Source organism: Alteromonas sp. 38 (assembly GCF_902506055.1).
In the GTDB taxonomy this organism is placed as follows: domain Bacteria; phylum Pseudomonadota; class Gammaproteobacteria; order Enterobacterales; family Alteromonadaceae; genus Alteromonas; species Alteromonas lipotrueae.
Genome location: NZ_LR733300.1, coordinates 2960609 through 2982517, shown reverse-complemented (window position 1 = coordinate 2982517; position 21909 = coordinate 2960609). Strand labels below are relative to the sequence as shown.

Genomic DNA, 21909 nt, shown 5'->3' with positions numbered 1-21909 from the left:
TAACTCTAGAATGAAATATCCTCAATCACTCCTTAGCTTGGCGGTTATCGCCTCTTTTTCAACGGCAGCAGAGCAGGCAGTCACAAAAGATGTTGAAAGCATCACGGTGACAGCTTCTGGTTTTGAACAACTTTTGTCGCAAGCGCCTGCGTCAGTAAGTGTTATTGATCGTAAACAGCTTGCTCAGCGTGCTTACAAAGATGTGACTGATGCATTGAGAGATGTGCCTGGAGTAACTGTAACGGGTGGCGGATATCGACAAGATATTAGTATTAGAGGTTTACCTGCCCAGTACACCAGTATTTTAGTTGATGGTAAAAAGCAAACAGGAAGGGAATCACAACCTAATGGCAGTGGCGGTTACGAGCAAGATTGGTTACCACCACTAGACAGCATTGAACGAATTGAAATAGTGCGTGGCCCTATGTCTACTCTATATGGTTCAGATGCCATGGGCGGTGTAATCAATATTATTACACGCAAAAATTACCGTAAATGGAGTGGAAACCTGCGCGCTGAAACCCGGTTGCAACAGCATTCAGATTCGGGCTCAGATAGCCAAGTTCAACTTGCCGTATCAGGGCCGCTAATTGCAGATTTATTAAGTTTGAGTTTAAGCGGCCTTTACCAAAAGCGTGGTGAGGACGATATTGAGCGTGGTTATGCAGAAAAAACACTAAGTAATGTGAGAAGTGCGTTTCATTTAACGCCTACGAAAACCGATGTTTTTTCATTGGAATATGTAACACAAGATCAAACCCGGGCGTCTAACCCTGGACAGTCGCTACCCGAAACAAGTAATGCTTCAGAAACGGAAAGTGAACGAGAGTCTGTCGCTTTAACCCACGAAGCGAACTACGACAGCGTGAAGGGCCGTACTTATGTACAGCAAGAGTCGGTAGAAAACGTTGGAAGAGATATTACTATCGATAACCTTGTCGTTAATTCTCAGTGGTCTTTTTCTGCCACTGACAGTCACAAAGTGACGTTGGGCGCTGAATATCTAGAAGAAACCCTAGATGATTTCGATACTAACGGTGGCGATGCAACTGAAATTAAAAATAGTCAGTGGGCAGTTTATGGCGAAGATGAGTGGGCTATTTCTAAATCTGTGGCGCTAACTGCTGGTATCCGCCTAGACGATAACGAATTGTTCAATTCTGAAATTAGCCCGCGTTTATACGCGGTATGGAATATGAGCGACGATTGGGTATTAAAAGGTGGTGTTTCAAGTGGATATCGAACGCCTGAATTGCGTGAAATGGCAGCCGGGTGGATTCAAGAAAGTCGTGGTGGCGACATTCATGGTAACCCCGAACTGATGCCCGAAACTACTCTTAATAAAGAGCTTGCACTTTATTACATAGGCGCGCAAGGCTTTGAAACGAGCGTTACCGTTTTCCATAACGACTTTGAAGATAAAATTGCCATTACGAGTTGTGAACTGGATACCTGTTTAGACGACGCCGATCGTTACAATATTAATATCGATGAAGCAGAGTCTTACGGTTTTGAATTGGCTTCACGATTGAAACTAGAAGATTGGTCTTTCAATGCTGCGTATAGTTTTACTCGCTCCGAGCAAAAAACAGGTGACAATGCAGGCTTACCATTGGTACAACAACCTAAACATTTATTTACGCTAAATACCACATGGACACTGAGCGAAGATTCAGAACTCTGGTCTAGATGGACGGTACGCAGCGCAGAAACAGCATTAACCTCAGTATCGTCTCGCTCGGTACTGACACCTGGGTTAGGGTTATTTGATATTGGTTTTAACACCAAGTTGACTCGCAATGTTAAGTTGCAAACAGGTCTTTATAACCTGTTAGACAAAACCATGCGATACAGTGAGTATGGTTATGTGGAAGATGGACGCAGATTATGGGTTGGGGTGAATTGGGTATTTTAGAACGGATGAAAATTGATGGAGGCAGAGCGCTCGCGCTTGCCTCCGTTACCACGCTATTGAAATTAATGTGCATGGGACTAGTCGTTAGTCCAATGCACATTGCTTTTGCCAATACCGCCTCATCCTATACAAGCACAAGCGAGACAGTCTCAGGCAACTCATTTCAAGCAAACTTAAAGAGCGAAAAGCCCGATAGCCGTGGTGTTTTTTCTGACGAAATCGCACCGTCTGAAAAATTAACTGAAGCTCGAACGTTTGCAGACACGGGGCTCAGTTTCTCACATATGTACCCCGGTTTTGCTGATTTGTGCGATATCGATTCACCATTGCGTAATATGTCTATAAAGCGAGAGCCAAGATCAAATAAATCAAGTCGCAATAGCAAAAGGCAAGTAAACCAAGATACCGCAAAGCATAAACGTAGCGCACGACAACCTATTGCACCGCAGCGCGTATTCGATAATCTTTATTATGTGGGTGCAGGTAACGTGGCTAGTTGGGCGATAGATACGGGTGATAGCATTGTGCTAATTGACGCCTTAAATAATGCAGCACAGGCAAGCAAATACATTGTTGATGGGCTAGCAACACTTGGCCTAGCAGATAAACCCATTTCACATTTAATTATCACCCACGGACATGGCGATCACTATGGTGGTCAAAAGTGGTTATCTACCCGCTATAACGTTGAAGTGATAATGAGCGACCGTGAGTGGAGGTGGCTGCAAGACGGTGGTGATGGCTTCTCTAGTCCAAGTTGGGGGGCGGCGCCTGAAGAGGGCACCGCGGTTAGCAATGGAAAAATTTTAGAAGTCGGTCATATGCGGTTTCAATTCTTTGATACACCAGGCCATACGCCGGGCACGCTCTCGGTCGTGTTTTCAGTAGTGGATAATGGCGCTGCACACAAAGCCGTATTATGGGGCGGCACCGGGCTAAACTATGGGCCTGATGCAAACCGCATTAAAGCGTATACCCAATCGGCAATTAAAATGCAGCAGGTAGTGAAGGATCAACAGATTGATGTCTTTCTATCTAATCACCCCAAGCGAGATGGCACTTTGGGTAAAATGAAAGCCCTACATCATCGCGAGCCTAATCAGACTCATCCATTCGTGGTGGGAAGTGACATAACCGCCGCAGGTTTTGAAATGCTTGAGAACTGTACCAAAGCGCAGTGGATGAAAATTGAAGCTTTGGCAGAGGAAACTAAGTAGGAACACTCAGTAGAGTGGACTTAATTATAAATGCGCATACGAATTGTGTAGTAGTGGATAGCTCGGTTTACCTAATTCCTAAGCAAACCGAACGAAGTTATAAAGCGGATTTTCAATTAGTTAAGTTCTTTATCTACCCAGAACTTGGTACCTTTCACTGTGGCTTGCAAGGCTAGGCCGCTTTCGGTCATGGTATAAACCGTAACATTGCCTAAATAGCCTTCGCCTTCCGCTGACATACCTTTGTTACCGGCTTTAGCTGCAGCATCAGCATTACCGCCTACTGTCCAACCATTCTCGATAAAGTAGTTCATGGCTTTTTGCGTATGGAAAACCATCACTACGCGGTAATCTTTCGCACCTAGTCCAAGGCCAACACCGCCTTCAGCCATATTCATATATGTTTTTGTGCCAGTGACTTGGTTGTTCACTACGCCATAACCCGTACCAGCAGCAAAGAAAATGACGTTAATATTTGCATTCGTGAATACCGCGTAGCCAGCCGCATCACGAACTTGAGAACGAGTATCAGGCTTTTCTGTGTATAGCCTAGCTAATGCATTTTGCTGCATATCTAATATAGCTTGTCGCTTTTCAGCAACACTGCCGTCACCCATGGAGGCGCAGCCCGTTACTGCGAGTAAAACGAAACCTACCAACGAAAGTGAAGCTAAGTTTTTGAAATTCATATTTTTTCCTTTGATTCAATTTTAAATCGTACAGTCTAAACTTTGGGTTTAGGTATTGAAGAAACCTAAACGGGTCGGTTTAATGGTTTATTGCATGTCACTACAATCGTAGTACGCAAAAAATGTGCTCAAAGGTTAATTTTAAATGTAAATGTTACCGCTATTGCACCTTCTCAACCTTGAAACCATGCTGTTCTAGCATGTTTAATACACCCAATTCACCGGGCAAATGCAATGCGCCTACCAGCACAAATTCAGTGGGCTTTGTTGCCAATGCTTTCACTAAAAATTGCATCCACGCTTTGTTTCTAGATGATAGAAGCGTATCGAATATATCTGGGTATTCGGATTTAAAATCGGCCATGCTTTCTTCGTACATTGTGTCGAGGTCGCCTGCTTTCCAACTCGCTTTTAACTTAGGTAAAACCTGAGGGAGGGTTTTAACGTCTTCAAGGGTGTATTGAATAAATGCATCTTCATCGCCATTGCCCATTTGCTGAATAAATGAAAGTTGTTGCTCGGGGCTTTCTAGCCAAAGAATGGTTTTATCGTCGTTTTTGCTACGATTAAAAAAATGCTTATCTACGCCTTCACTGGTTAGCCCCATGATTTGAAGTTCAATCATACTCAAGGTAATGCTTAAAAAAGCAGGCTTGTACATCATAAAGTTAGAAAGTGATAAACCACGGGCTTCCATGTGTGCTGATAGATTCGCTAAGGTTTTTTCTGAAAGATCATTGGCAAGGCTGCTACCTTGGGTGTAAGTCAGCTTCTTCATCATAGACTGCGCAAATGCTTGTGTTTCTAAGGCATCTAGGTCTGTTTCAAACACTAACGTTTCTGATTGTTGATAAGCAGAGTCGTAGGCATCAGGAAGGGGGTAGTCGCTCTCGCTGAGTAAGTGGAGCGTACCGCCAATGTAAAGGGTGTTTTCGCCGTTACTAACTTTGAAAACAGAAGCAGAAAAGGCTGGCGTGGTTAGCCCTACTACACAACTTGTAAGTAAAAGCGCTAAGCTAAAAGCACGTGGGCTGAACTTCATCATATTGTCCTATTAGATGAGAATCAGCCACTTTACCGAGTAAGTTTCCTCTATTCAACCAGCATGTTGTGTAACTCATTACCGCTGACAATAGGCGAGTTAGCGGTGCCAATCAATTTCGAGCTCCAACGCATCTGGAATCTCTGACTGACCTACCATTTCCTCGTAAGGAGTGGATTGCCGCAGCCATACATGTTCAAACTCCTCGGAATTAAAGTGATCTTTAATTTCATTTAGACAATGAAATGTTTTGGGTCGAGAGGTCTTATCTCTGACTAGCGTGCGAGATGCACCTCGCCCTGTCGCTGCTAAATAACTTCCGCCTTCAATTGACTCTATGTATAGATTCATAATTGTTCTCCGAGATAACACGAATAGACATTACTATTTGTAGTTCATAGGTGGAAAAATGGATATTAAATTTAATTTAAACTTCGCTTCAATAAAGCTAACGCGACAGGCGCATTTTGCAAAACTAGGTTTTCCACCAATGATTACGGCATACCATAATGCCTTCATTACCTAGTGTTTCTTTTAGTAATGCGCGATCCTCAAGATTAAGAAATTCGCCCAAGACAATGCGTTGTTCGCCATCCACTAAGGTAACGATGGGAAGGCGCCAATCGTTTTCATCTTCGGTAAATTCAACGTGCGCGGATGGGCGAGCAAAAGAGATGGTGCGGTGTCGGGTGCAAAAGTGAATAGTGTGGGGGGCAATATCAATGGTTTCCCACCGGTATGTACTGCGAGACACTTGGTACATGATAAAAATAAGCAATACGACTTCTATGCCGGCAAAGGGTAATATTACCCAAACCCCCACCACCGCCCAGCCTATAGCAATAGTGAATACAGCAACGGCAAAAATTAACATCAGCCATTTAGTATCTTGCCAGCTTGCTGAACGGTTAGGCGTGAGCCGCAATCTTTTCTTACCTTGGAGTGAGATTGTTTCTAACATAAAGTTCAAAGGATAAAACGGGAACTACCTAGTAATATTAGTAGGCATTGGGTATTTTGCCGTCGTGATTTGTTTAAATAAAAACACTCGCCGTACACGAGAGTTCCATCTCCATGCGCCGTTTAGGAGAATGTGTTGAATCGTTTATTTCAATGGGTAATACAAAGCCCATTAAAAATTCTTTTGGTTGTACTGTGGGTAGTGGTGATTTTTTCTCAATCCGCGCCGCTAGTGCTTATTGCCGAAAATAGCCTTTTTAGTTTGCTTGGCATTATTGGCGCTATTTTCGCAAACGCGACCGGCGCGGGTGGGGGCGTGGTATTTGTTCCTTTCTTTAACCATTTACAGTTTTCATCTCAGAGTGTGGTGGCCACCAGTTTCGCTATTCAATGCTGCGGCATGACTGCTGGCGCTATTACGTGGTGGCGTTATAAACGTTGTCATCATCAAACCGACAGTCAATGGCGCGCGTTACCTTCAAGCTTAATGCTAAGCGTACCTGCCTCACTGTGTGGTGTGTGGTTCGCTCAGTTTGGCCCAGAGACGTTTAGTGTGCTTTCACCCATCAAAGGAGGAATAGAACAGATTCACTTAGGGTTTGGCGCATTTTCTATATTGCTTGCCGTGGCTATCTTTGCCTCTATTCCTTTTTTAAAACGGGTTGCCTTAAAACACGATGCTGAGCAATTCGATATTGTTGCATTGCCATTTGTTTCTTTTTTCGGGGGGATTGTTACTGCTTGGCTTTCGGTGGGGGTAGGCGAGCTGGTGGCTGTCTATCTTATCATCAGAGGGTTCAACGTGACTATGGCGATTGCTGTTGCAGTCATCTTGTCAGCATTTACCGTTTGGGGCGCTGTAATTTACCACGTTTTAGTAACCCAAGCCGTAGTTTGGGACGTAGTGATATTTGCAGGTGCGGGAGCAATTATTGGTGGCATGCTAGCAAAGTATGTTGTGTTGGCTTTTTCACCCCAAAAACTTAAACTTTTCTTTGGCACTTGGGTTCTTTTGCTCGGCGTATCTGGTTTACCTATTTTCTGAGTGCATATTTTGTAGAGGAATAGTTTGGCAAAAAAGGATGCATGGATGACAATTCAGACAACTCCCAAGAAAATTTATCGTGTAAAGCAGCCCGAATGGTCGAAACATGCCGTTATCTATCAGGTGAACACTCGCCAGTTTTCTGTATCTGGTACATTCAAAGAGGTGACGAAACGCTTAAATCATATTTGTGATTTAGGTGCTGATATTCTTTGGCTTATGCCTATTCACCCTATAGGTGAAAAAAATCGAAAAGGTGAACTTGGTAGCCCGTACGCGGTTAAAGACTATTTGGGTATTAACCCTGAGTTTGGCAATGCAGACGACTTTCAAGAGTTGGTGCAAGAAGCGCACAACCGGAATTTAAAAGTTATCCTAGACTGGGTGCCTAATCATAGCGCTTGGGACAATCCTCTAGTGGATACTCATCCTCACTGGTATGCCAGAGATCACCACGGTGAGTTTCGCCCGTCTCCTTGGTGGGATTGGTCAGATATTATCGAGTTTGATTACGACGAACCTGCGCTACGTGATTATATGATTAATGCCATGCGCTATTGGGTAGAACGCTTTGATATTGATGGTTTTCGATGTGATGTAGCGGGGTATGTGCCGAACGATTTTTGGCATCAAGCGCGTGTTGCCTTAGATGCCATAAAACCCGTATTTATGTTGGCAGAGTGGGAAAATCGCGATTTACACGAAACCGCTTTTAACATGACTTATGCATGGAGCTGGAATGAAACCATGCATGAGCTCGCTCATGGGCGATGTTCTCTTGATAGACTGAGAAAATATTATTCATGGAATGAACGGGCGTGGCCGCACAGTGCTTATCGAATGACGTTTGTGAGTAACCACGATAAAAATGCGTGGGATGGTACTCAGGCAGAGCAATTTGGCGATGCGTTAAAAGGCGCCATTGTATTGTCGGTGTTAGGCGAAGGTATGCCGCTCATTCATAATGGCCAAGAAGCCGGGGAAACAAAGCGGTTAGCGTTTTTCGAACGTGATCCCATTGAATGGCAACCTCATAGCATTGGTGATTTGTATAAAGCGCTCATTAAGATAAAAAAATCTATTCCTGCCTTGGGCAATGGTGAATTTGGTTCACGTATGATTCAGGTGCCAAGTAACGCTATGTCACAGGTATTCAGCTTTGTGAGAATGGATGAACACAATAAAGTGTTAGTGATCATCAATTTTTCAGACACTTTAGGCAACGTCACGTTTAATGACCCTATTCTTAATGGTCATTATTATAAGTGCACGCTCGATTCAAGTTCTTCCCACCACGAGAGTAAAAGCGAAACCGAACACTTGCATATTGATAAGGCCGTTCAAATTGACCCGTGGGGCTATCAGGTATGGATTAGCTCTTATTAATTGGCAAGTATGGCTGAGCTTATATGACTGAGCTTATATAGAACAGCAAGCCGCTATGAGTAAAGGTCAGTGTTAAATGAAATCTGTCATTCGGTATGGAATTTTTGTGATTACTAACCATTTTTCGAAAAACTTTGGCATAATGCACCGCTTTGTGGCCTAGCGGCCAAATCTTCACTTTTACGTTAAGTACACTATGCCAACTATCGATGACATCTTTTCTTCCACGGGTTTACTTGCTAAGACCATCAATGGCTTTGTTCCCCGTGAAGCGCAAACAGAAATGGCGCAGGCGGTAAAAGAAGCCATTGATGAAACCGGCTCCCTAGTGGTTGAAGCCGGGACCGGTACGGGGAAGACCTTCGCTTATCTTGCACCAGCACTGTTGGCTGAAGGCAAAGCGATAGTGTCGACGGGAACGAAAAACCTGCAAGAACAGTTATTTCATCGCGATTTGCCTTTAGTGAAAAAAGCCCTTGGCAACAGGCGCAAAACGGCGTTGTTAAAAGGCCGTGCTAATTACCTTTGCCTGCACCGACTAGAACAACATGGCGGTAACTCCACGTTAGTGGAAAAAGAGGTGTTAGGGCAGCTATCTGAAGTGAAACTATGGTCTACCACTACTAAAACTGGCGATATGGGCGAGCTGAAAAGCTTACCTGAAGATGCTCGGGTGTTGCCATTAGTGACGTCTACCGTTGACAATTGCCTTGGTCGGGACTGCCCCGATTATGAAGAGTGTTATTTGGTTAAGGCACGGCGTAAGGCGTTAGATGCCGACATTATTGTGGTGAATCATCACTTATTTTTCGCTGACATGGCATTAAAAGATACGGGGTTCGGTGAGCTTATTCCAGAAGCTGACGCCATTATATTTGATGAAGCCCATCAAATACCCGATATTGCCGCAGACTACTTTGGTGAATCGCTTTCCACGCGCCAAATTCAAGATTTAGCGAAAGATATTACCCTTATTTTTAGAACCGTGTTGAAAGACGCGGCACAGTTAGATAAAGCAGCCGACAAATGCCGCATGATTGCTGCAGATTTGCGCTTGTTATTTCCTGATACTACTCAGCGAGGAAACTGGGCCGAAGCCTTGATGCGTGACGATGTGCGCTTAGAAGTGGGTAAACTAGCAGAAGCGCTAGGGGTACTACATGAAGTGTGTAAGCTGCATATTGGTCGCGACAAAGATTTAGATAATCTTTATGAAAGAATAGTGTCCGTTAGGGAACAACTTGACTCGTTAAGCGATGAGAAACAAGAAAATGTGAGCTTGTGGTATGAAACCACGACGCGCCATTTAATTATGCATTTAACGCCGTTGTCTATTGCAGCTAAGTTCCGCCGTTTTGTGGCATCGCCGCCTCGCGGGTGGGTATTTACCTCGGCGACCTTAATGGTTAACGGCGGCTTTGAACATTTTCAGCGCAGAATGGGGTTAGAAGACTCAAGAACGCTAGGCTTAGATAGCCCCTTTAACTACCCTGAACAAGCCATGTTGTGTGTACCTCGGTATTTACCCGAGCCGAACAGTTTTTCTATGCGAGAAACGTTGTTGAATACGGCAAAAAGGTTGATTAAAGCCAGTAAAGGCCGGTGCTTTTTGTTATTTACCAGTCATGCCATGTTGCGTGAAATAGCTGGTAAGCTAGAAGATGAAATTGATAACCCGCTATTAGTACAAGGCACAACAACTAAGCAGGCGTTATTAGATGCGTACTTGGCTGACGAAAAAGCCGTGTTAATGGGCACGGGCGCTTTTTGGGAAGGGGTAGATGTACGAGGGAATGATTTGGTGTGCGTCATGATAGATAAACTGCCATTCGCATCACCAGATGACCCACTGTTACAAGCCCGAATGGACGATGTTAAAAAGCGCGGCGCAAACCCGTTTGGTGTTATTCAAATACCCCAAGCTGTGATTGCCTTAAAGCAAGGTGCAGGGCGATTAATTCGCGACCCTACCGATAAAGGCGTACTGGTTATTTGCGATAACCGATTAGTGACTAAACCCTATGCGAAAACTTTTATAGGTAGCTTGCCGAATATGCGCAGAACCCGAAGTTTAGACGAAGTAGAGTCTTTCCTTGCAAGAATTGATGAAGAGTAAAGAATGAAAATTTTAGCCATAGACACGGCAACAGAAGCCTGTTCAGTAGCACTAAATACCGGTGACGCTGTTGTTTCACGTTTCGAAATTTGCCCACAGCAACATAGCCAGCGTTTACTGCCTATGTTGGATGAAGTGTTAAAAGATGCAGGGCTTGTTCTGGCCGATTTAGATCTACTAGCGTTTGGGCGAGGCCCAGGCAGCTTTACCGGCGTGCGCATTGCTACCGGCATGATTCAAGGTTTATCACTAGGTAGTGGATTAAAAGTGGCCGGCGTAAGCACCCTTGCGGCGATGGCACAGCAAGCGGTAATAAGTAAACAGGCTACTTGGGTAGTGTGTGCTACCGATGCCCGCATGGGCGAAGTGTATTTTGCCATGTATAAGTCCGGCAACGGATTATTGAGTGAGGTGATTGCAGAGCAGGTGTGCCCCCCTGAAGCTGCTGTAGAGCTTATCAATGAAGCCATAGCAGCCAATCAAGGTGAGGCTATTGGTGAGTTTGAGCCTGTTGGTACAGGCTGGCAGGCCTATCCGGCACTTAAAGCATTGCTGTCTGAAGACCATGAAGTGTCTATTGAATTTCCTGATGCGGTTTACATGCTTCCACTTGCTGAACAACTCGCGAACAAAGGCGATGTACAAGTGGCCAGTGAGGTAAAACCTGTTTATCTACGAGACAAAGTAACATGGAAAAAGTTACCGGGCCGCGAATAAGGGGGGAAGCCCTCAGGCTGATATACGTTTAAACCACATTCTCTGCCGTTAACTATGTCTTATCCTGCATGGCTCACGATTAAATAAGGAAGCGTGCAGTAACTGGGCGCGATTTTTGCAGTCGCTTCTTGCAACATAGGCTTCTTGAAGCATAGATTGCAACGTAGCGAACAACATTGAACCTTGTATCGCTCAGAAGATGGCTGTTGCGACATTGAAATTCGATGTAGTCGTCTCACTACATATATTAATTGGTTTAATTTAAAAGACTGACACGTTTTGGTATGCATATAACTAACAATTTTTCGATACCTTCATCACATCAATCAGAGCCTTCGCAAGGGCGCGTCGCTAAAGTTAATAAAGATGCGCAGCAGCAGAGCAATAGTGAGGGGAAGCAGCAGAACAACCATATTGTGGTGGCCCCAGATGCGCAAGGCACCGACAATGCACAGGCTTATCAACGTTTTGTACGTGAAGATAGTGCGGGCTATTCTCAACAAGCCATCGCGTCGTATACCAGCTTTGAAAAGCAGCAAGAACGTGAGTCTGTACAAAGCATGTTTGGGGTAGATATTTATGCCTAGTATTCACATTAAATCAGTGCATTTCTTGCGCAGTATTGCCTTCATTTAACGTCTTCCCACTAAGCGTTATAAAACCTAACTAAACTTTTTGTCAAAAATCCCGTCTAAAGATTGATAATCTTTTAAATCAATGTTCTTTATGGCATTTGTTATGTATCAATGCTAACTTTTAAGTCAATGTATTCCATCGGTAATGGTATTTTTTAATGATTGTCTCGAGTGAATGTGCGGGTTAACAGCCTTACACCGTTACTCAGCGCAATGTGGTTCGATTCGTTACTATTTGTAGTACTATATATTTTCTCGGCGCTTAGTTTCAGCTCCAGGTTAAAAGTGCTTAGGCGGCCAAAAGGAGGCTTCATGCTGGTTAGAATGTTAGTGATAGTAAGTGTGGTACTTTTCGCAGGGTGTGCGATTGTGCCAGAAAGCGTAGAGGTGCCTGAAGGTACTGAGCTAGTTTCTTATTCCAAAGCCGTTACCTCTGGCGCCAACGCACAAGGTAAAATGGCGCGGTGGGGCGGTGTTATTGTTGGGGTCGAAAATAAGCCAAACAAAACATTCATCGAACTTGTTCATTTTCCACTAAACAACTATGGCAAGCCTAACAGTAGTGGCGAAACGGTTGGGCGCTTTAAAGTGCAAATAGACGGTTTTGTTGATCCCATTGTTTTTGAAGAAGGTCGTTCGGCCACGTTTGTTGGTAAATTGGTACCGCCCACATCAGGCATGGTAGGTGAACAACCATACATATATCCTACAATATTGGCTGATGACTACCACATGTGGCGTAAACAAGAGGTTTACGACGTGAACATGTATTATTTTGATTATGGTACTGGTTGGTATTCACCGTTTATGCGACACAGACCCTGGGGTTATCCAAGTTATAGAAGAGTTCGGGTAACTCGCTACGATAATTCTCCGTCTAGTCCTAAACCTATAAAGACGCAATCTAACGTTAACACTATTTCAGGCCCGCATGACAAAATGCGCAAGGATAAATCGAAATAGGTAGACTACCAGATGAAAATTTTCGTAAAGATAACCGTATTTAAATAAAAATATGTATTTACTAGGGAGGCAGGATTTTGCCTCCCTATTTTTTTATCTGGCAGTATTTTGTTCTGTGTCGGCAATATATTGCCGCCATATTGTGTAAGGGAGCAACATGATAGAAACTGAATTTACAGCAGGAAATTTACACTTAGCCGCGCTAGAAAACCAAGGTGCTGGAACCGTAGTAATAGGGCTGCATGGGTATTTAGATAACGCAGAAAGCCTACGATTACTTGCTCCGTATTTGCAATCTCAACGCTTTATTGCGCTTGATCTTGCTGGGCATGGCCGTTCATCGCACCGACCGATAGGCATGCACTATAATCAAGCTGATTATTTACAAGACTTGCATGCATTGATAGAAGATCAAGGGTGGGAACAGGTTATACTGTTGGGGCACTCTATGGGCGGCATTTTGGCAACATTATATGCGGGGCTATTTCCTGAAAAAGTGAAAGGTGTGATAAGCCTTGATGCGTGTGGCCCCTTAACGTTAGCGGCGAATACTAGCCAACAGCAAATGCGGGACGCCATTCTTAGCCGCAAGAAAAAACAGCGCAATAAGTTAACCTTGGTTAATTTAGAAGATGCAGTGAAAGCCCGCTGCAAAGTCTCTGATATTCCAGCTGAGCATGCGCGCGCAATTCTAGAAAGGAATCTTACGCAAGATGCCGGTGGCCATTGTTTTTGGTCGAGCGATCCGCGTCTTCGCACTAAATCTGTGCTTCGTTTAACCGAAGAACAGGCAGAAAACATCATGAGTGCGATAGTTTGTCCTATACTTTTCGTTGGTGCGTCAAGTAGCTTTAAAACCTTGGACAGTGTTTATGACAAAAGGCAGTCTTGGTTTAAAAATGCTCGGTTTGAGCAATTAAAAGGCGGTCATCATATTCACATGGAAAAAACTGATGAAGTTGGCGTGCTAATCCGTCAGTTTGTTGAGCAAATGTAAACTGTATAGTTTATTTTTTTTTACACTTCCTATACTATTCGCAAGTTATTAGACCAGTTGCTCAAACGCGCGTGAGACAACACGCGCCTTTGTGTTAAAAATAAGTGAAGGAGGTTTTGGTGGAAAAAACCTGGCTCAAGTTTTACGATCCTCGTGTATCTGCAGAAATTGATGCAGATCGTTACGCATCCGTTGTCGATATATTCGAACAATCAGTAAAAAAGTTTAAAGACAAAGTTGCGTTTATCAACATGGGTCAGTCGATGACCTTTGGCGAACTCGACAAATTATCTGCACAGTATGCTGCTTACTTACAAAATAGTGGGTTGAAGCGTGGTGATGCCGTGGCAATCATGATGCCGAACTTACTACAGTATCCTGTAGCTATGTTTGGTGTACTTCGTGCTGGTATGGTTGTGGTTAATGTAAACCCGCTGTATACCGCAAGAGAGTTGAAGCATCAATTAAACGATGCGAATGCAAAGGCAATTGTTATTGTTGAAAACTTTGCGTGCACTCTTGAAGAAGTGATTAGTGAAACAAATATTCAAGAAGTGTTTCTTACTTCGCTAGGCGATATGTTGCCTATACCTAAACGTTGGGTAGTGAATGCGGTAGTGAAGTACGTGAAAAAAATGGTACCGGCTTTTAATTTGCCTGCTACCACGTCATTCACCAGCGCGATAAAGAAAGGGCAATCTTTAACCTACACACGCCCCAATTTAACCAACGATGAACTGGCCTTCTTGCAGTACACAGGTGGAACAACTGGTGTGTCTAAAGGCGCCATGTTGACGCATCGCAATATGATTGCGAATCTTGAGCAGGTTTCTGGCATTTTAGAAACGGTAATAGAAGAAGGCGAAGACTTTGTGGTAACTGCGTTGCCGCTTTATCATATATTCGCATTGCTTGCGAACTGCCTGATGTTCCTTAAATACGGTTGCCAAAACTTACTGATTACTAACCCACGAGATATGCCTGGGTTTGTAAACGAACTGAGCAAATACCCATTCACTATTCTTCCGGGTGTAAATACCTTGTTTAACGGTTTGTTAAACACACCAGGGTTTAGCGAACTTGATTTTAAGAACTTCAAGTTTGGTTTAGGCGGCGGCATGGCCGTTCAGCGCCCTGTTGCTGAAAAGTGGGAAAAGGTTACCGGTACCGTACTTCTTGAAGGCTATGGCCTTACGGAATGTTCACCTGTTGTAACGGTAAACCCACCACAAATTGACGCTTACAAAGGCGCCATTGGTATGCCAGTACCTTCTACCGACATTAAACTTCTTGATGATGATGGTAACGAGGTAGAAAAAGGCGAACCAGGTGAGCTTTGGGTGAAAGGCCCGCAGGTGATGAAAGGGTATTTAAACCGCCCAGAAGCCACCGACGAAATTCTTAAAGATGGCTGGCTTGCCACCGGAGACATCGCCACGGTAGACGATGAAGGTTATTTCTATATTGTTGACCGTAAAAAGGATATGATCCTCGTCTCTGGATTCAATGTGTTTCCAAACGAAATTGAAGAAGTGGCTGCTATGCATGACAACATTGTTGAGTCAGCAGCGGTTGGTGTGCCAAATGAAGCCAGTGGTGAAGTGGTGAAGTTGTTTGTTGTTCGCAACAACGATTCGCTCACTGCTGAAGCGGTTATTGCGCACTGTAGAGAACACTTAACAGGCTATAAAGTGCCTAAGCAGGTAGTCTTCAAAGAAGATCTACCTAAAACCAATGTAGGTAAAATTCTGCGTCGGGAACTACGAGATTAATTCGGTAAGTGAATTAGGAAAACTGTAGAGCCGGCGTAAGCCGGCTTTTTATTATTATGCAATATGAATTAGTAACCACCTTTGAAAGACTCGATAGTGTGTGCAACCTTGCCCAGCAACAAAAAGCGGTAGCGCTAGACACTGAATTTGTTCGCACTAGAACGCTGTCACCTCATCTTGGTTTAATCCAGTTATATGATGGGCATCAGTTAGTACTTATCGATCCGCTTGCGATTGATGATCTCTCGCCCTTTGTTGCCTTAATGGAAAATACCAGTGTGGTAAAAGTTCTACACTCGTGCTCAGAAGATCTTGAGACTTTCCTGACCGCTTTTAACTCCGTACCAACACCCGTATTCGATAGTCAATTTGCGGCGAGTATTTTAGGCTTGGGAGCATCCCTAGGATACGCAAAGCTGGTGGAGTTGTTGTGCGATGTTAGCCTAGATAAAGGCGAATCTCGTACCGACTGGATAGCACGCCCTTTAAGGGAAGCACAGCTTAGCTATGCGGCCAACGATGTACTGTATTTATTACCTTGCTACGAACATTTAGTAGAAAAAATAAATGAAGCCGGAAAGTTAGATTGGGTATATCAAGAAATAGCCCAGTTAGCAGATAAAAAGCGCAGTCAAATGCCGGAAGAATTTGCGTATATGCAGATTAAAAACAACTGGCGTTTATCAAAAGAGCAGCTTACCGTACTACAAGCACTTGCCGCATGGCGACTCGCCACTGCCCGTAAAAAAGACATGGCATTGAATTTTGTATTTAAGGAAATACATCTTTATGAAGCTGCGCGTCTAATGCCTTCAAGCAAATCGGGTCTGTCTCAACTTCACGGTGTGAACCCACAATCGATTAGGCGCTACGGTGAGACTATAATTACGCTAATAAGCGAAGCTCGAGATAAATATGCCGCTACTTCTGAGCCACAGAGGTTACCTAAAGTAAGTCGCTTAATTGACGTTGCAAGCTACAAGCAAACATTAGCATCACTAAAAGCCGTGAGCGATAAAATTGCCAGCGAAAATAATGTGTCGCCTGAAGTTATAGCGTCTAAAAAACAATTGAACCAGGTGTTAAAATGGTACTGGTTCGACAGTGACGAAACCCGAGTGCTAGGCCTTAAGCCAGATGTATTATCTGGTTGGAGAGCGCCGCTATTTGAACCCCATTTAGAAAAGTTACTAGGTAAAAATCCTAGTCTCTAACGTTGAAGAGTTTACGAAATGATGTTGTGCGCGATTTATAAATCACGAAAACACCTAGGCATGTATTTATATGTGCCTAATAAAGACCAATTTGATGATGTACCTGAAATACTAAAAGAGAAGTTTGGCAAGCCAGAGTTAGTTACGGTGTTATCGTTAGATAAGCACGAGAAACTAGCCGGGGTGGATAAGCAAAAGCTTGTAAATGAGCTTGAAGAGAAAGGTTTTTACCTTCAAATGCCACCTAAAGAAGACGACTTATTGATGGCCCATCGCACGTCTTTGGGTTTGCAAGCTACACCAGATAAAAAGTTTTAAGCATGGCTAAATGGTTAACTGCATCGCTACTTGCAGTAGCGGGGGTTGTGGCAAGCATTGCTTTTGCCCAAGCCGAAGACAAAACAGCACAAGGGTTTGCCGAGTACGTAACAGCGTTAAAAGCCGAAGCCCAGCAAAAGGGCTTTGATGAATCATTACTTAACGACGCTTTTAATGATATTAGTTTCCGCCCAACGGTTATCAAGTCTGATAAAAATCAACCTGAAAAGAAAATTACCCTTGATAGTTACTTAGCCAGTCGTGTGCCTGACTGGAAAGTGCAACAAGCGGTTGAAATGTACAACAAGCACAAGTCACTGCTTGAAGAGATAGGGCAGAAGTTTCAGGTTCAACCTCGCTTTATTGTTGCGCTGTGGGGTAATGAATCGAATTTTGGACGTATTCAGGGTAATTACAGTGTGCTGTCTGCCTTGGCGTCACTCGCGTACGAAGGCCGCCGAGAAAAACTGTTTAAAGACAACCTTTTTGCCGCGCTGACTATCCTTGACGAAGGGCATACCAGCGTTGATGCGTTGAAAGGTTCTTGGGCTGGTGCCATGGGGCAAAGCCAATTTATGCCAATCTCCTTTTTAAACTACGCGGTAGATTACGATGGTGATGGCAGAAAAGATATATGGCAAACGGAAGCCGATGTTTTTGCTTCTATTGCAAACTACCTATCATCAGAAGGGTGGGATAATAACGGCACGTGGGGTAGGCAGGTATCTTTAACTCAGCCTATAAAAGAGTTCGGCCTTTCAAAAAGTCTTTATAAGCCTTTAGCCGATTGGCAACAAGCTGGCGTTAGACGTTTCGACGGTAGCGATTTGCCAAACGCTGATATTCCGGCTTCTCTTATTATGCCTGATGGCAGCGAAGGGCGTGTTTATCTTGTTTATAATAATTTTCATACCTTGATGAAATGGAACCGCTCTAGTTACTTTGGTGTGTCGGTAGGTTACCTTTCAGAACGTATAAAGCGAGGGTATTAATATGTATCAACATTTAGAACTTCAGGGCAATCCCATTGCATTGCCCACAGGTAAAGTGGCGTGTATTGGTCGCAACTATCTTGATCATATTGAAGAAATGAAATCTGTAGTTTCAGCCTCACCCCTGTTGTTTTTAAAACCCAAAGCGGCGTTGTGCGACATGGGCAAACCGCTCAGTATTCCTACCGACCAAGGTGAATGCCATAACGAACTAGAAGTTGCTGTGCTGCTAAAGCTCACGGTGTCTAAAGCAACAGAAGATGAAGTGTTAGCGGCCATTTGGGGTATTGGTCTTGGTTTAGATTTAACCTTGCGTGATGTTCAGCGCGAGCTTAAGGCGCAAGGCCAACCCTGGGAACGCGCAAAGTCCTTCGATTTAAGTTGCCCAGTGTCAGGCTTTGTTCCAATCGATACCATCACTGACTTACAAGATTTACATTTCACGTTAAGTATAAACGGTGAAGTGCGTCAATCAGGGCATACTGCAATGATGCTGCACAAAATAGTGCCGTTAATTGCCCACATGTCGCACACTTTTACCCTTGATGCGGGTGATGTGGTGCTAACCGGCACCCCGAGCGGGGTAGGGCCATTGCTTGCGGGTGACACTATCGAAGCCATCTTACACGATAAAATTACTGTTAATACAAAGGTTGTACGCTAATGACTGCCCCTTTTTGGGAAACCAAAACCCTTGAAGAAATGACCCAGAAGGAATGGGAGTCATTATGCGATGGCTGTGCAAAGTGTTGCTTACACAAGTTTATTGATGATGAAAACGAGGAAGCGCAAGCGCCGACGGATTACATCAATGCCAATGAGCAAATTCATTACACGAATATTGTCTGTTCGCTGCTAAATACAAAAAGTTGTGAATGTACCCAATATGCGAAGCGAACTGAACTTGTGCCAGACTGCGTTCAGTTAACTAAAGCGAACCTAAAAGATATTTTCTTTATGCCAACTAGCTGCGCTTATCGCCGTCTGCATGAAGGGCGAGGTTTGCCGTCTTGGCATCCACTATTAAATAAGGGCAAGAAACATGTGATGCACAAAAATGGCATGTCTGTTCGAAACAAAACGGTGTTTGAAACCGATGTAGATTTAGACACCTTCGAAGATTATATTGCCATTTGGCCATTGGAAGATTTAGATTAAGCGATAATACTGTAAAGTAGCGCATCTCGTCCAAAAATGCGTTTGCGGCAAAGTCCTTCTTTTTCAGCACCAATTCTCTCGGCTACGCGCAAACTGGCTTTGTTGTTAGGTTCAATTAGGCATTCCAGTCGGTGTAAATTCATTTGATTAAAGGCTAATTTCTTTAACGCCTCACAAATGGCCGTTGCTAGGCCTTTTCCACATGAGTCTGAACGAAGCCAATAACCCAAATTCGCGGTTAAATGGGTGTGGTGGATATAGTTGATAATTCCCATGCCCAAACAGCGCTCATCGTGCATAAGCAAGTAGGTTAAGCCATAGCCTGACTCGCGTGCGGCTTCCATCGATTGAATACATTGTTTCGCCAAGGCGGGAGTAACTGGGCACAGTGCAGCACCAAGCCAGGGTTTTACATGGTGAATAGATTGCTGTGAAGCCTCACACAAGGCTTCAATATGTTTAGGGGCTATGCGCTGTATTGTCACCGGCCCCTGTTCTGTGTGGATTGGAGGGAGCCTAGACGGCAAGATAGAAAGGTCTATCAAAAGGGCTTCTTATCCAGCAATCGGCATGCAAACACAATAGCAAAAACCGCAAAGTAAGCGGCAAAGATAATCTGCATCCATTCAGCCATTCCCATTGAAAGAAACTGCCAACTGTCCTCCAAGCAATCACCCTCGGCGGCAAAAATGGCAGGTATCCACTCATGCAATTGCAGCCATGATGGAAAGTTAGGCACTATTTCGCAGCTGGCGAAAAAAGGGTTTGGTGCATTTAAAATACCAATATGTTCTTTGGCGACTAAAAAGCCCCAGCCAGCAGATACTGCCCAACCGGCAAAACCGACCATACGAGTAAGGCCGTTATTTTTAATCAATACAAAAAGTGCTGACAGTACAATGCCGTACATAGCAGTACGTTGGTAAATGCACATGATGCAGGGCTTAAGGCCCATACCATATTGAAAATAAAGTGCGGCTAGTTCTAGCCCCAGAGATGTGGCGAAAAGCACAAGCCATGAAGACTTGTGCTCTGCCCAGTGACTAATGCGATGTACTACTGAACGCATGTCTAATTCCTAGTGTGAAAGAACACCGCTAACAGCTTCTGTTGCGGTATGATGTTCGATTAAGTGCATGTCATACAACCATTGAGTTGCATCGGCTAAGCCTACATAGGTAGCCACCAAGCCCACAATGGTTAGCACAATGGTGTATGGTAACGCCATCATCACCATGCGGCCGTAAGACAAACGTAGTAAAGGCGCAATAGCCGAGGTTAGCATGAATAAGAATGCAGCTTGACCGTTAGGCGTAGCAACACTTGGCAAGTTAGTTCCTGTGTTAATCGCAACGGCTAGCATATCGTACTGGTCACGGGTAATTTGGCCAGCTTGCAGGGCTGCAGTAACTTCTGTGATATACACGGAGCCTACAAATACGTTGTCACTCACCATAGATAGCACACCATTGGCGAGGTAAAACATCACCATCTGAGTTTCACCTTCAAAGCTTAGTACCCAATGAATAACCGGTTGGAATAAGCCTTGGTCTATAATCACTGCTACCACGCCAAAGAATATGCAAAGCAATGCGGTAAACGGAAGGGCTTCTTCAAACGCTTTACCTAAGGCATGTTCTTCAATAATACCGCTCATTGAGGTTGCTAACACAATAACAGAAAGACCGATTAACCCTACTGACGCCATGTGTGTAGCCAAGCCTACTACTAACCATACGCCAATCAAGGCTTGAACCACTAGCTTAGCCGTTTCACGTTTACTGCGGCTTTTATCCATATGTTCGCTGTAATCGGTAAGGATTTTTCTCACTGAATTGGGTAGTTTTGCACCATACGTAAACCAACCTGTTTTCTCTAAAACCATGGTGGTTAATAAGCCGAATACGAAAACAGGTAAGCTAACAGGGGCCATACGGATAAAGAATTCGACGAAATCCCAGCCGGCCTTATCAGCAATAATAAGGTTTTGCGGTTCACCTACCATAGTCATCACGCCGCCCAGTGCGGTACCTACCGCAGAGTGCATCATTAGATTACGAAGGAAGGCACGGAAATTTTCTAGGTCATTGCTGCCTAGCGAATCTACTCCGTCGTCACTTGTATGGTCATGATCTGAGTGGAATTCCTTGCCTGAAGCCACTTTATGGTAAATAGAATAGAAACCTAAACCCACACTGATGATTACAGCAACCACGGTTAGCGCATCAAGAAACGCCGATAAAAAGGCTGATGCAAAGATAAACGATAGTGACAAGACCATTTTGTTTTTAACCCCAATCACTAACTTGGTGAATAAAAACATAAGCAGGTCTTTCATAAAGTAGATACCGGCAACCATGAAGACCAGAAGCAACAACACTTCAAGGTTGACCTCGATTTCGTGCATCATGTGTCCGGGGGTTGTCATCCCAATGAACATGGCCTCAATCAATAGTAAACCACCTGGCTGCAATGGATAGCATTTGAGCGCCATTGCGAGCGTAAAAATAAATTGGATCACTAATGTCCAACCCGCCAAGTAGGGGTCAACCATAAACAATACTGGGTTTATAATGAGAAAGGCGATTATGGTTTGCTTATACCAATTTGGTGCGTGTCCCAGAAAGTTACTATAGACCGCCGAGATCATTGAGGTTTGCATGAGTTCCTATTCCTTTTACAACAAAGGCGCTAACGTGCGTCTTTACGTTTTGAATTTCTGGTTATTGCAAACATAAACTGACTTTCATCGAGGGCAAGTGATTGCAAGTTA

The 21909-nt window shown here is 44.0% G+C and carries 22 protein-coding genes; 15 read left to right on the top strand and 7 right to left on the bottom strand.

Features of this window, described 5'->3' with window-relative positions:
- Positions 1-10 precede the first annotated feature (10 nt).
- Together FLAVO9R_RS12935 and FLAVO9R_RS12930 are read left to right on the top strand one after the other, a co-directional pair.
- On the top strand, positions 11-1915 hold the full coding sequence (locus FLAVO9R_RS12935; protein ID WP_159531943.1) for a TonB-dependent receptor domain-containing protein: 1905 nt from the start codon (positions 11-13) through the stop codon (positions 1913-1915).
- Positions 1888-3132, top strand: a complete 1245-nt coding sequence (locus FLAVO9R_RS12930) for an MBL fold metallo-hydrolase (protein ID WP_159531941.1) — start codon at positions 1888-1890, stop codon at positions 3130-3132. Before FLAVO9R_RS12935 ends, FLAVO9R_RS12930 begins: the two co-directional genes overlap by 28 nt.
- Before the next feature lie 116 nt (positions 3133-3248).
- On the opposite strand, the gene FLAVO9R_RS12925 is transcribed toward FLAVO9R_RS12930, so the two are convergent.
- The 4 genes from FLAVO9R_RS12925 to FLAVO9R_RS12910 form a co-directional block, all read right to left on the bottom strand.
- Positions 3249-3821: a YSC84-related protein gene (locus FLAVO9R_RS12925; RefSeq protein ID WP_159531939.1), complete on the bottom strand. Its 573-nt coding sequence runs from the start codon at positions 3819-3821 to the stop codon at positions 3249-3251.
- Positions 3822-3981: 160 nt separating this feature from the next.
- Positions 3982-4866, bottom strand: coding sequence for a TraB/GumN family protein (locus FLAVO9R_RS12920; RefSeq protein ID WP_232370646.1), 885 nt, complete (start codon positions 4864-4866; stop codon positions 3982-3984).
- Positions 4867-4962: 96 nt separating this feature from the next.
- Positions 4963-5214: a DUF6482 family protein gene (locus FLAVO9R_RS12915; RefSeq protein ID WP_159531937.1), complete on the bottom strand. Its 252-nt coding sequence runs from the start codon at positions 5212-5214 to the stop codon at positions 4963-4965.
- Positions 5215-5338: 124 nt separating this feature from the next.
- Positions 5339-5824 (bottom strand): DUF2244 domain-containing protein, encoded by a 486-nt coding sequence (locus tag FLAVO9R_RS12910; protein WP_159531935.1) that lies wholly within the window; start codon positions 5822-5824, stop codon positions 5339-5341.
- Between the two features lie 135 nt (positions 5825-5959).
- Between FLAVO9R_RS12910 and FLAVO9R_RS12905 the strand changes: the two genes are divergently transcribed.
- The 13 genes from FLAVO9R_RS12905 to FLAVO9R_RS12845 all read left to right on the top strand — a co-directional run bounded on the left by FLAVO9R_RS12905 (position 5960) and on the right by FLAVO9R_RS12845 (position 19136).
- Entirely contained in the window at positions 5960-6868 is a 909-nt protein-coding gene (locus FLAVO9R_RS12905) for a sulfite exporter TauE/SafE family protein (protein WP_159531933.1), read from the top strand.
- Between the two features lie 45 nt (positions 6869-6913).
- Positions 6914-8254 (top strand): alpha-amylase family glycosyl hydrolase, encoded by a 1341-nt coding sequence (locus FLAVO9R_RS12900; protein ID WP_159531931.1) that lies wholly within the window; start codon positions 6914-6916, stop codon positions 8252-8254.
- A gap of 196 nt (positions 8255-8450) precedes the next feature.
- A complete protein-coding gene (locus tag FLAVO9R_RS12895; RefSeq protein ID WP_159531929.1) occupies positions 8451-10370 on the top strand; it encodes an ATP-dependent DNA helicase in 1920 nt (639 codons plus the stop codon).
- Positions 10371-10373: 3 nt separating this feature from the next.
- Positions 10374-11087, top strand: coding sequence for a tRNA (adenosine(37)-N6)-threonylcarbamoyltransferase complex dimerization subunit type 1 TsaB (gene tsaB, locus FLAVO9R_RS12890; protein WP_159531927.1), 714 nt, complete (start codon positions 10374-10376; stop codon positions 11085-11087).
- 284 nt (positions 11088-11371) lie between these two features.
- Positions 11372-11674: a hypothetical protein gene (locus tag FLAVO9R_RS12885; RefSeq protein ID WP_159531925.1), complete on the top strand. Its 303-nt coding sequence runs from the start codon at positions 11372-11374 to the stop codon at positions 11672-11674.
- 360 nt (positions 11675-12034) lie between these two features.
- Entirely contained in the window at positions 12035-12685 is a 651-nt protein-coding gene (locus tag FLAVO9R_RS12880) for a Slp family lipoprotein (RefSeq protein ID WP_232370645.1), read from the top strand.
- A 157-nt stretch (positions 12686-12842) separates the two neighbouring features.
- Positions 12843-13682, top strand: coding sequence for an alpha/beta fold hydrolase (locus FLAVO9R_RS12875; protein ID WP_159531923.1), 840 nt, complete (start codon positions 12843-12845; stop codon positions 13680-13682).
- Between the two features lie 119 nt (positions 13683-13801).
- A complete protein-coding gene (gene fadD, locus FLAVO9R_RS12870; protein ID WP_159531921.1) occupies positions 13802-15454 on the top strand; it encodes a long-chain-fatty-acid--CoA ligase FadD in 1653 nt (550 codons plus the stop codon).
- Positions 15455-15510: 56 nt separating this feature from the next.
- Complete coding sequence (rnd, locus tag FLAVO9R_RS12865; protein WP_159531919.1) at positions 15511-16668, top strand: ribonuclease D; 1158 nt, start codon at positions 15511-15513, stop codon at positions 16666-16668.
- Between the two features lie 21 nt (positions 16669-16689).
- The gene (locus FLAVO9R_RS12860; protein WP_159534603.1) at positions 16690-16986 is read left to right on the top strand and encodes a YcgL domain-containing protein; all 297 of its coding nucleotides are present in this window, start codon (positions 16690-16692) and stop codon (positions 16984-16986) included.
- A 2-nt stretch (positions 16987-16988) separates the two neighbouring features.
- On the top strand, positions 16989-17978 hold the full coding sequence (locus tag FLAVO9R_RS12855; RefSeq protein ID WP_159531917.1) for a lytic murein transglycosylase: 990 nt from the start codon (positions 16989-16991) through the stop codon (positions 17976-17978).
- A 1-nt stretch (position 17979) separates the two neighbouring features.
- The gene (locus FLAVO9R_RS12850; protein WP_159531915.1) at positions 17980-18642 is read left to right on the top strand and encodes a fumarylacetoacetate hydrolase family protein; all 663 of its coding nucleotides are present in this window, start codon (positions 17980-17982) and stop codon (positions 18640-18642) included.
- Positions 18642-19136, top strand: a complete 495-nt coding sequence (locus FLAVO9R_RS12845; RefSeq protein ID WP_159531914.1) for a YcgN family cysteine cluster protein — start codon at positions 18642-18644, stop codon at positions 19134-19136. The genes FLAVO9R_RS12850 and FLAVO9R_RS12845 overlap by 1 nt, the downstream gene beginning before the upstream one ends.
- Here the strand turns inward: FLAVO9R_RS12845 and FLAVO9R_RS12840 are convergent.
- From FLAVO9R_RS12840 to nhaB, 3 genes are read right to left on the bottom strand one after another with little or no spacing between them, the layout of a single operon-like run.
- On the bottom strand, positions 19133-19681 hold the full coding sequence (locus tag FLAVO9R_RS12840) for a GNAT family N-acetyltransferase (RefSeq protein ID WP_159531912.1): 549 nt from the start codon (positions 19679-19681) through the stop codon (positions 19133-19135). The genes FLAVO9R_RS12845 and FLAVO9R_RS12840 overlap by 4 nt on opposite strands.
- Positions 19678-20205, bottom strand: a complete 528-nt coding sequence (dsbB, locus tag FLAVO9R_RS12835; RefSeq protein WP_159531910.1) for a disulfide bond formation protein DsbB — start codon at positions 20203-20205, stop codon at positions 19678-19680. Before dsbB ends, FLAVO9R_RS12840 begins: the two co-directional genes overlap by 4 nt.
- A gap of 9 nt (positions 20206-20214) precedes the next feature.
- A complete protein-coding gene (gene nhaB / locus FLAVO9R_RS12830) occupies positions 20215-21798 on the bottom strand; it encodes a sodium/proton antiporter NhaB (protein ID WP_159531908.1) in 1584 nt (527 codons plus the stop codon).
- Positions 21799-21909 lie beyond the last annotated feature (111 nt).

Excerpts from the sequence above, each read along its gene's own strand:
- FLAVO9R_RS12935 (WP_159531943.1), top strand. The coding sequence starts at position 11 with ATGAAATATCCTCAATCACTCCTTAGCTTGGCGGTTATCGCCTCTTTT.
- FLAVO9R_RS12930 (WP_159531941.1), top strand. The coding sequence starts at position 1,888 with ATGGGTTGGGGTGAATTGGGTATTTTAGAACGGATGAAAATTGATGGA.
- FLAVO9R_RS12925 (WP_159531939.1), bottom strand. The coding sequence starts at position 3,821 with ATGAATTTCAAAAACTTAGCTTCACTTTCGTTGGTAGGTTTCGTTTTA.
- FLAVO9R_RS12920 (WP_232370646.1), bottom strand. The coding sequence starts at position 4,866 with ATGATGAAGTTCAGCCCACGTGCTTTTAGCTTAGCGCTTTTACTTACA.
- FLAVO9R_RS12915 (WP_159531937.1), bottom strand. The coding sequence starts at position 5,214 with ATGAATCTATACATAGAGTCAATTGAAGGCGGAAGTTATTTAGCAGCG.
- FLAVO9R_RS12910 (WP_159531935.1), bottom strand. The coding sequence starts at position 5,824 with ATGTTAGAAACAATCTCACTCCAAGGTAAGAAAAGATTGCGGCTCACG.
- FLAVO9R_RS12900 (WP_159531931.1), top strand. The coding sequence starts at position 6,914 with ATGACAATTCAGACAACTCCCAAGAAAATTTATCGTGTAAAGCAGCCC.
- FLAVO9R_RS12895 (WP_159531929.1), top strand. The coding sequence starts at position 8,451 with ATGCCAACTATCGATGACATCTTTTCTTCCACGGGTTTACTTGCTAAG.
- tsaB (WP_159531927.1), top strand. The coding sequence starts at position 10,374 with ATGAAAATTTTAGCCATAGACACGGCAACAGAAGCCTGTTCAGTAGCA.
- FLAVO9R_RS12885 (WP_159531925.1), top strand. The coding sequence starts at position 11,372 with ATGCATATAACTAACAATTTTTCGATACCTTCATCACATCAATCAGAG.
- FLAVO9R_RS12880 (WP_232370645.1), top strand. The coding sequence starts at position 12,035 with ATGCTGGTTAGAATGTTAGTGATAGTAAGTGTGGTACTTTTCGCAGGG.
- FLAVO9R_RS12875 (WP_159531923.1), top strand. The coding sequence starts at position 12,843 with ATGATAGAAACTGAATTTACAGCAGGAAATTTACACTTAGCCGCGCTA.
- rnd (WP_159531919.1), top strand. The coding sequence starts at position 15,511 with ATGCAATATGAATTAGTAACCACCTTTGAAAGACTCGATAGTGTGTGC.
- FLAVO9R_RS12860 (WP_159534603.1), top strand. The coding sequence starts at position 16,690 with ATGTTGTGCGCGATTTATAAATCACGAAAACACCTAGGCATGTATTTA.
- FLAVO9R_RS12855 (WP_159531917.1), top strand. The coding sequence starts at position 16,989 with ATGGCTAAATGGTTAACTGCATCGCTACTTGCAGTAGCGGGGGTTGTG.
- FLAVO9R_RS12850 (WP_159531915.1), top strand. The coding sequence starts at position 17,980 with ATGTATCAACATTTAGAACTTCAGGGCAATCCCATTGCATTGCCCACA.
- FLAVO9R_RS12845 (WP_159531914.1), top strand. The coding sequence starts at position 18,642 with ATGACTGCCCCTTTTTGGGAAACCAAAACCCTTGAAGAAATGACCCAG.
- dsbB (WP_159531910.1), bottom strand. The coding sequence starts at position 20,205 with ATGCGTTCAGTAGTACATCGCATTAGTCACTGGGCAGAGCACAAGTCT.
- nhaB (WP_159531908.1), bottom strand. The coding sequence starts at position 21,798 with ATGCAAACCTCAATGATCTCGGCGGTCTATAGTAACTTTCTGGGACAC.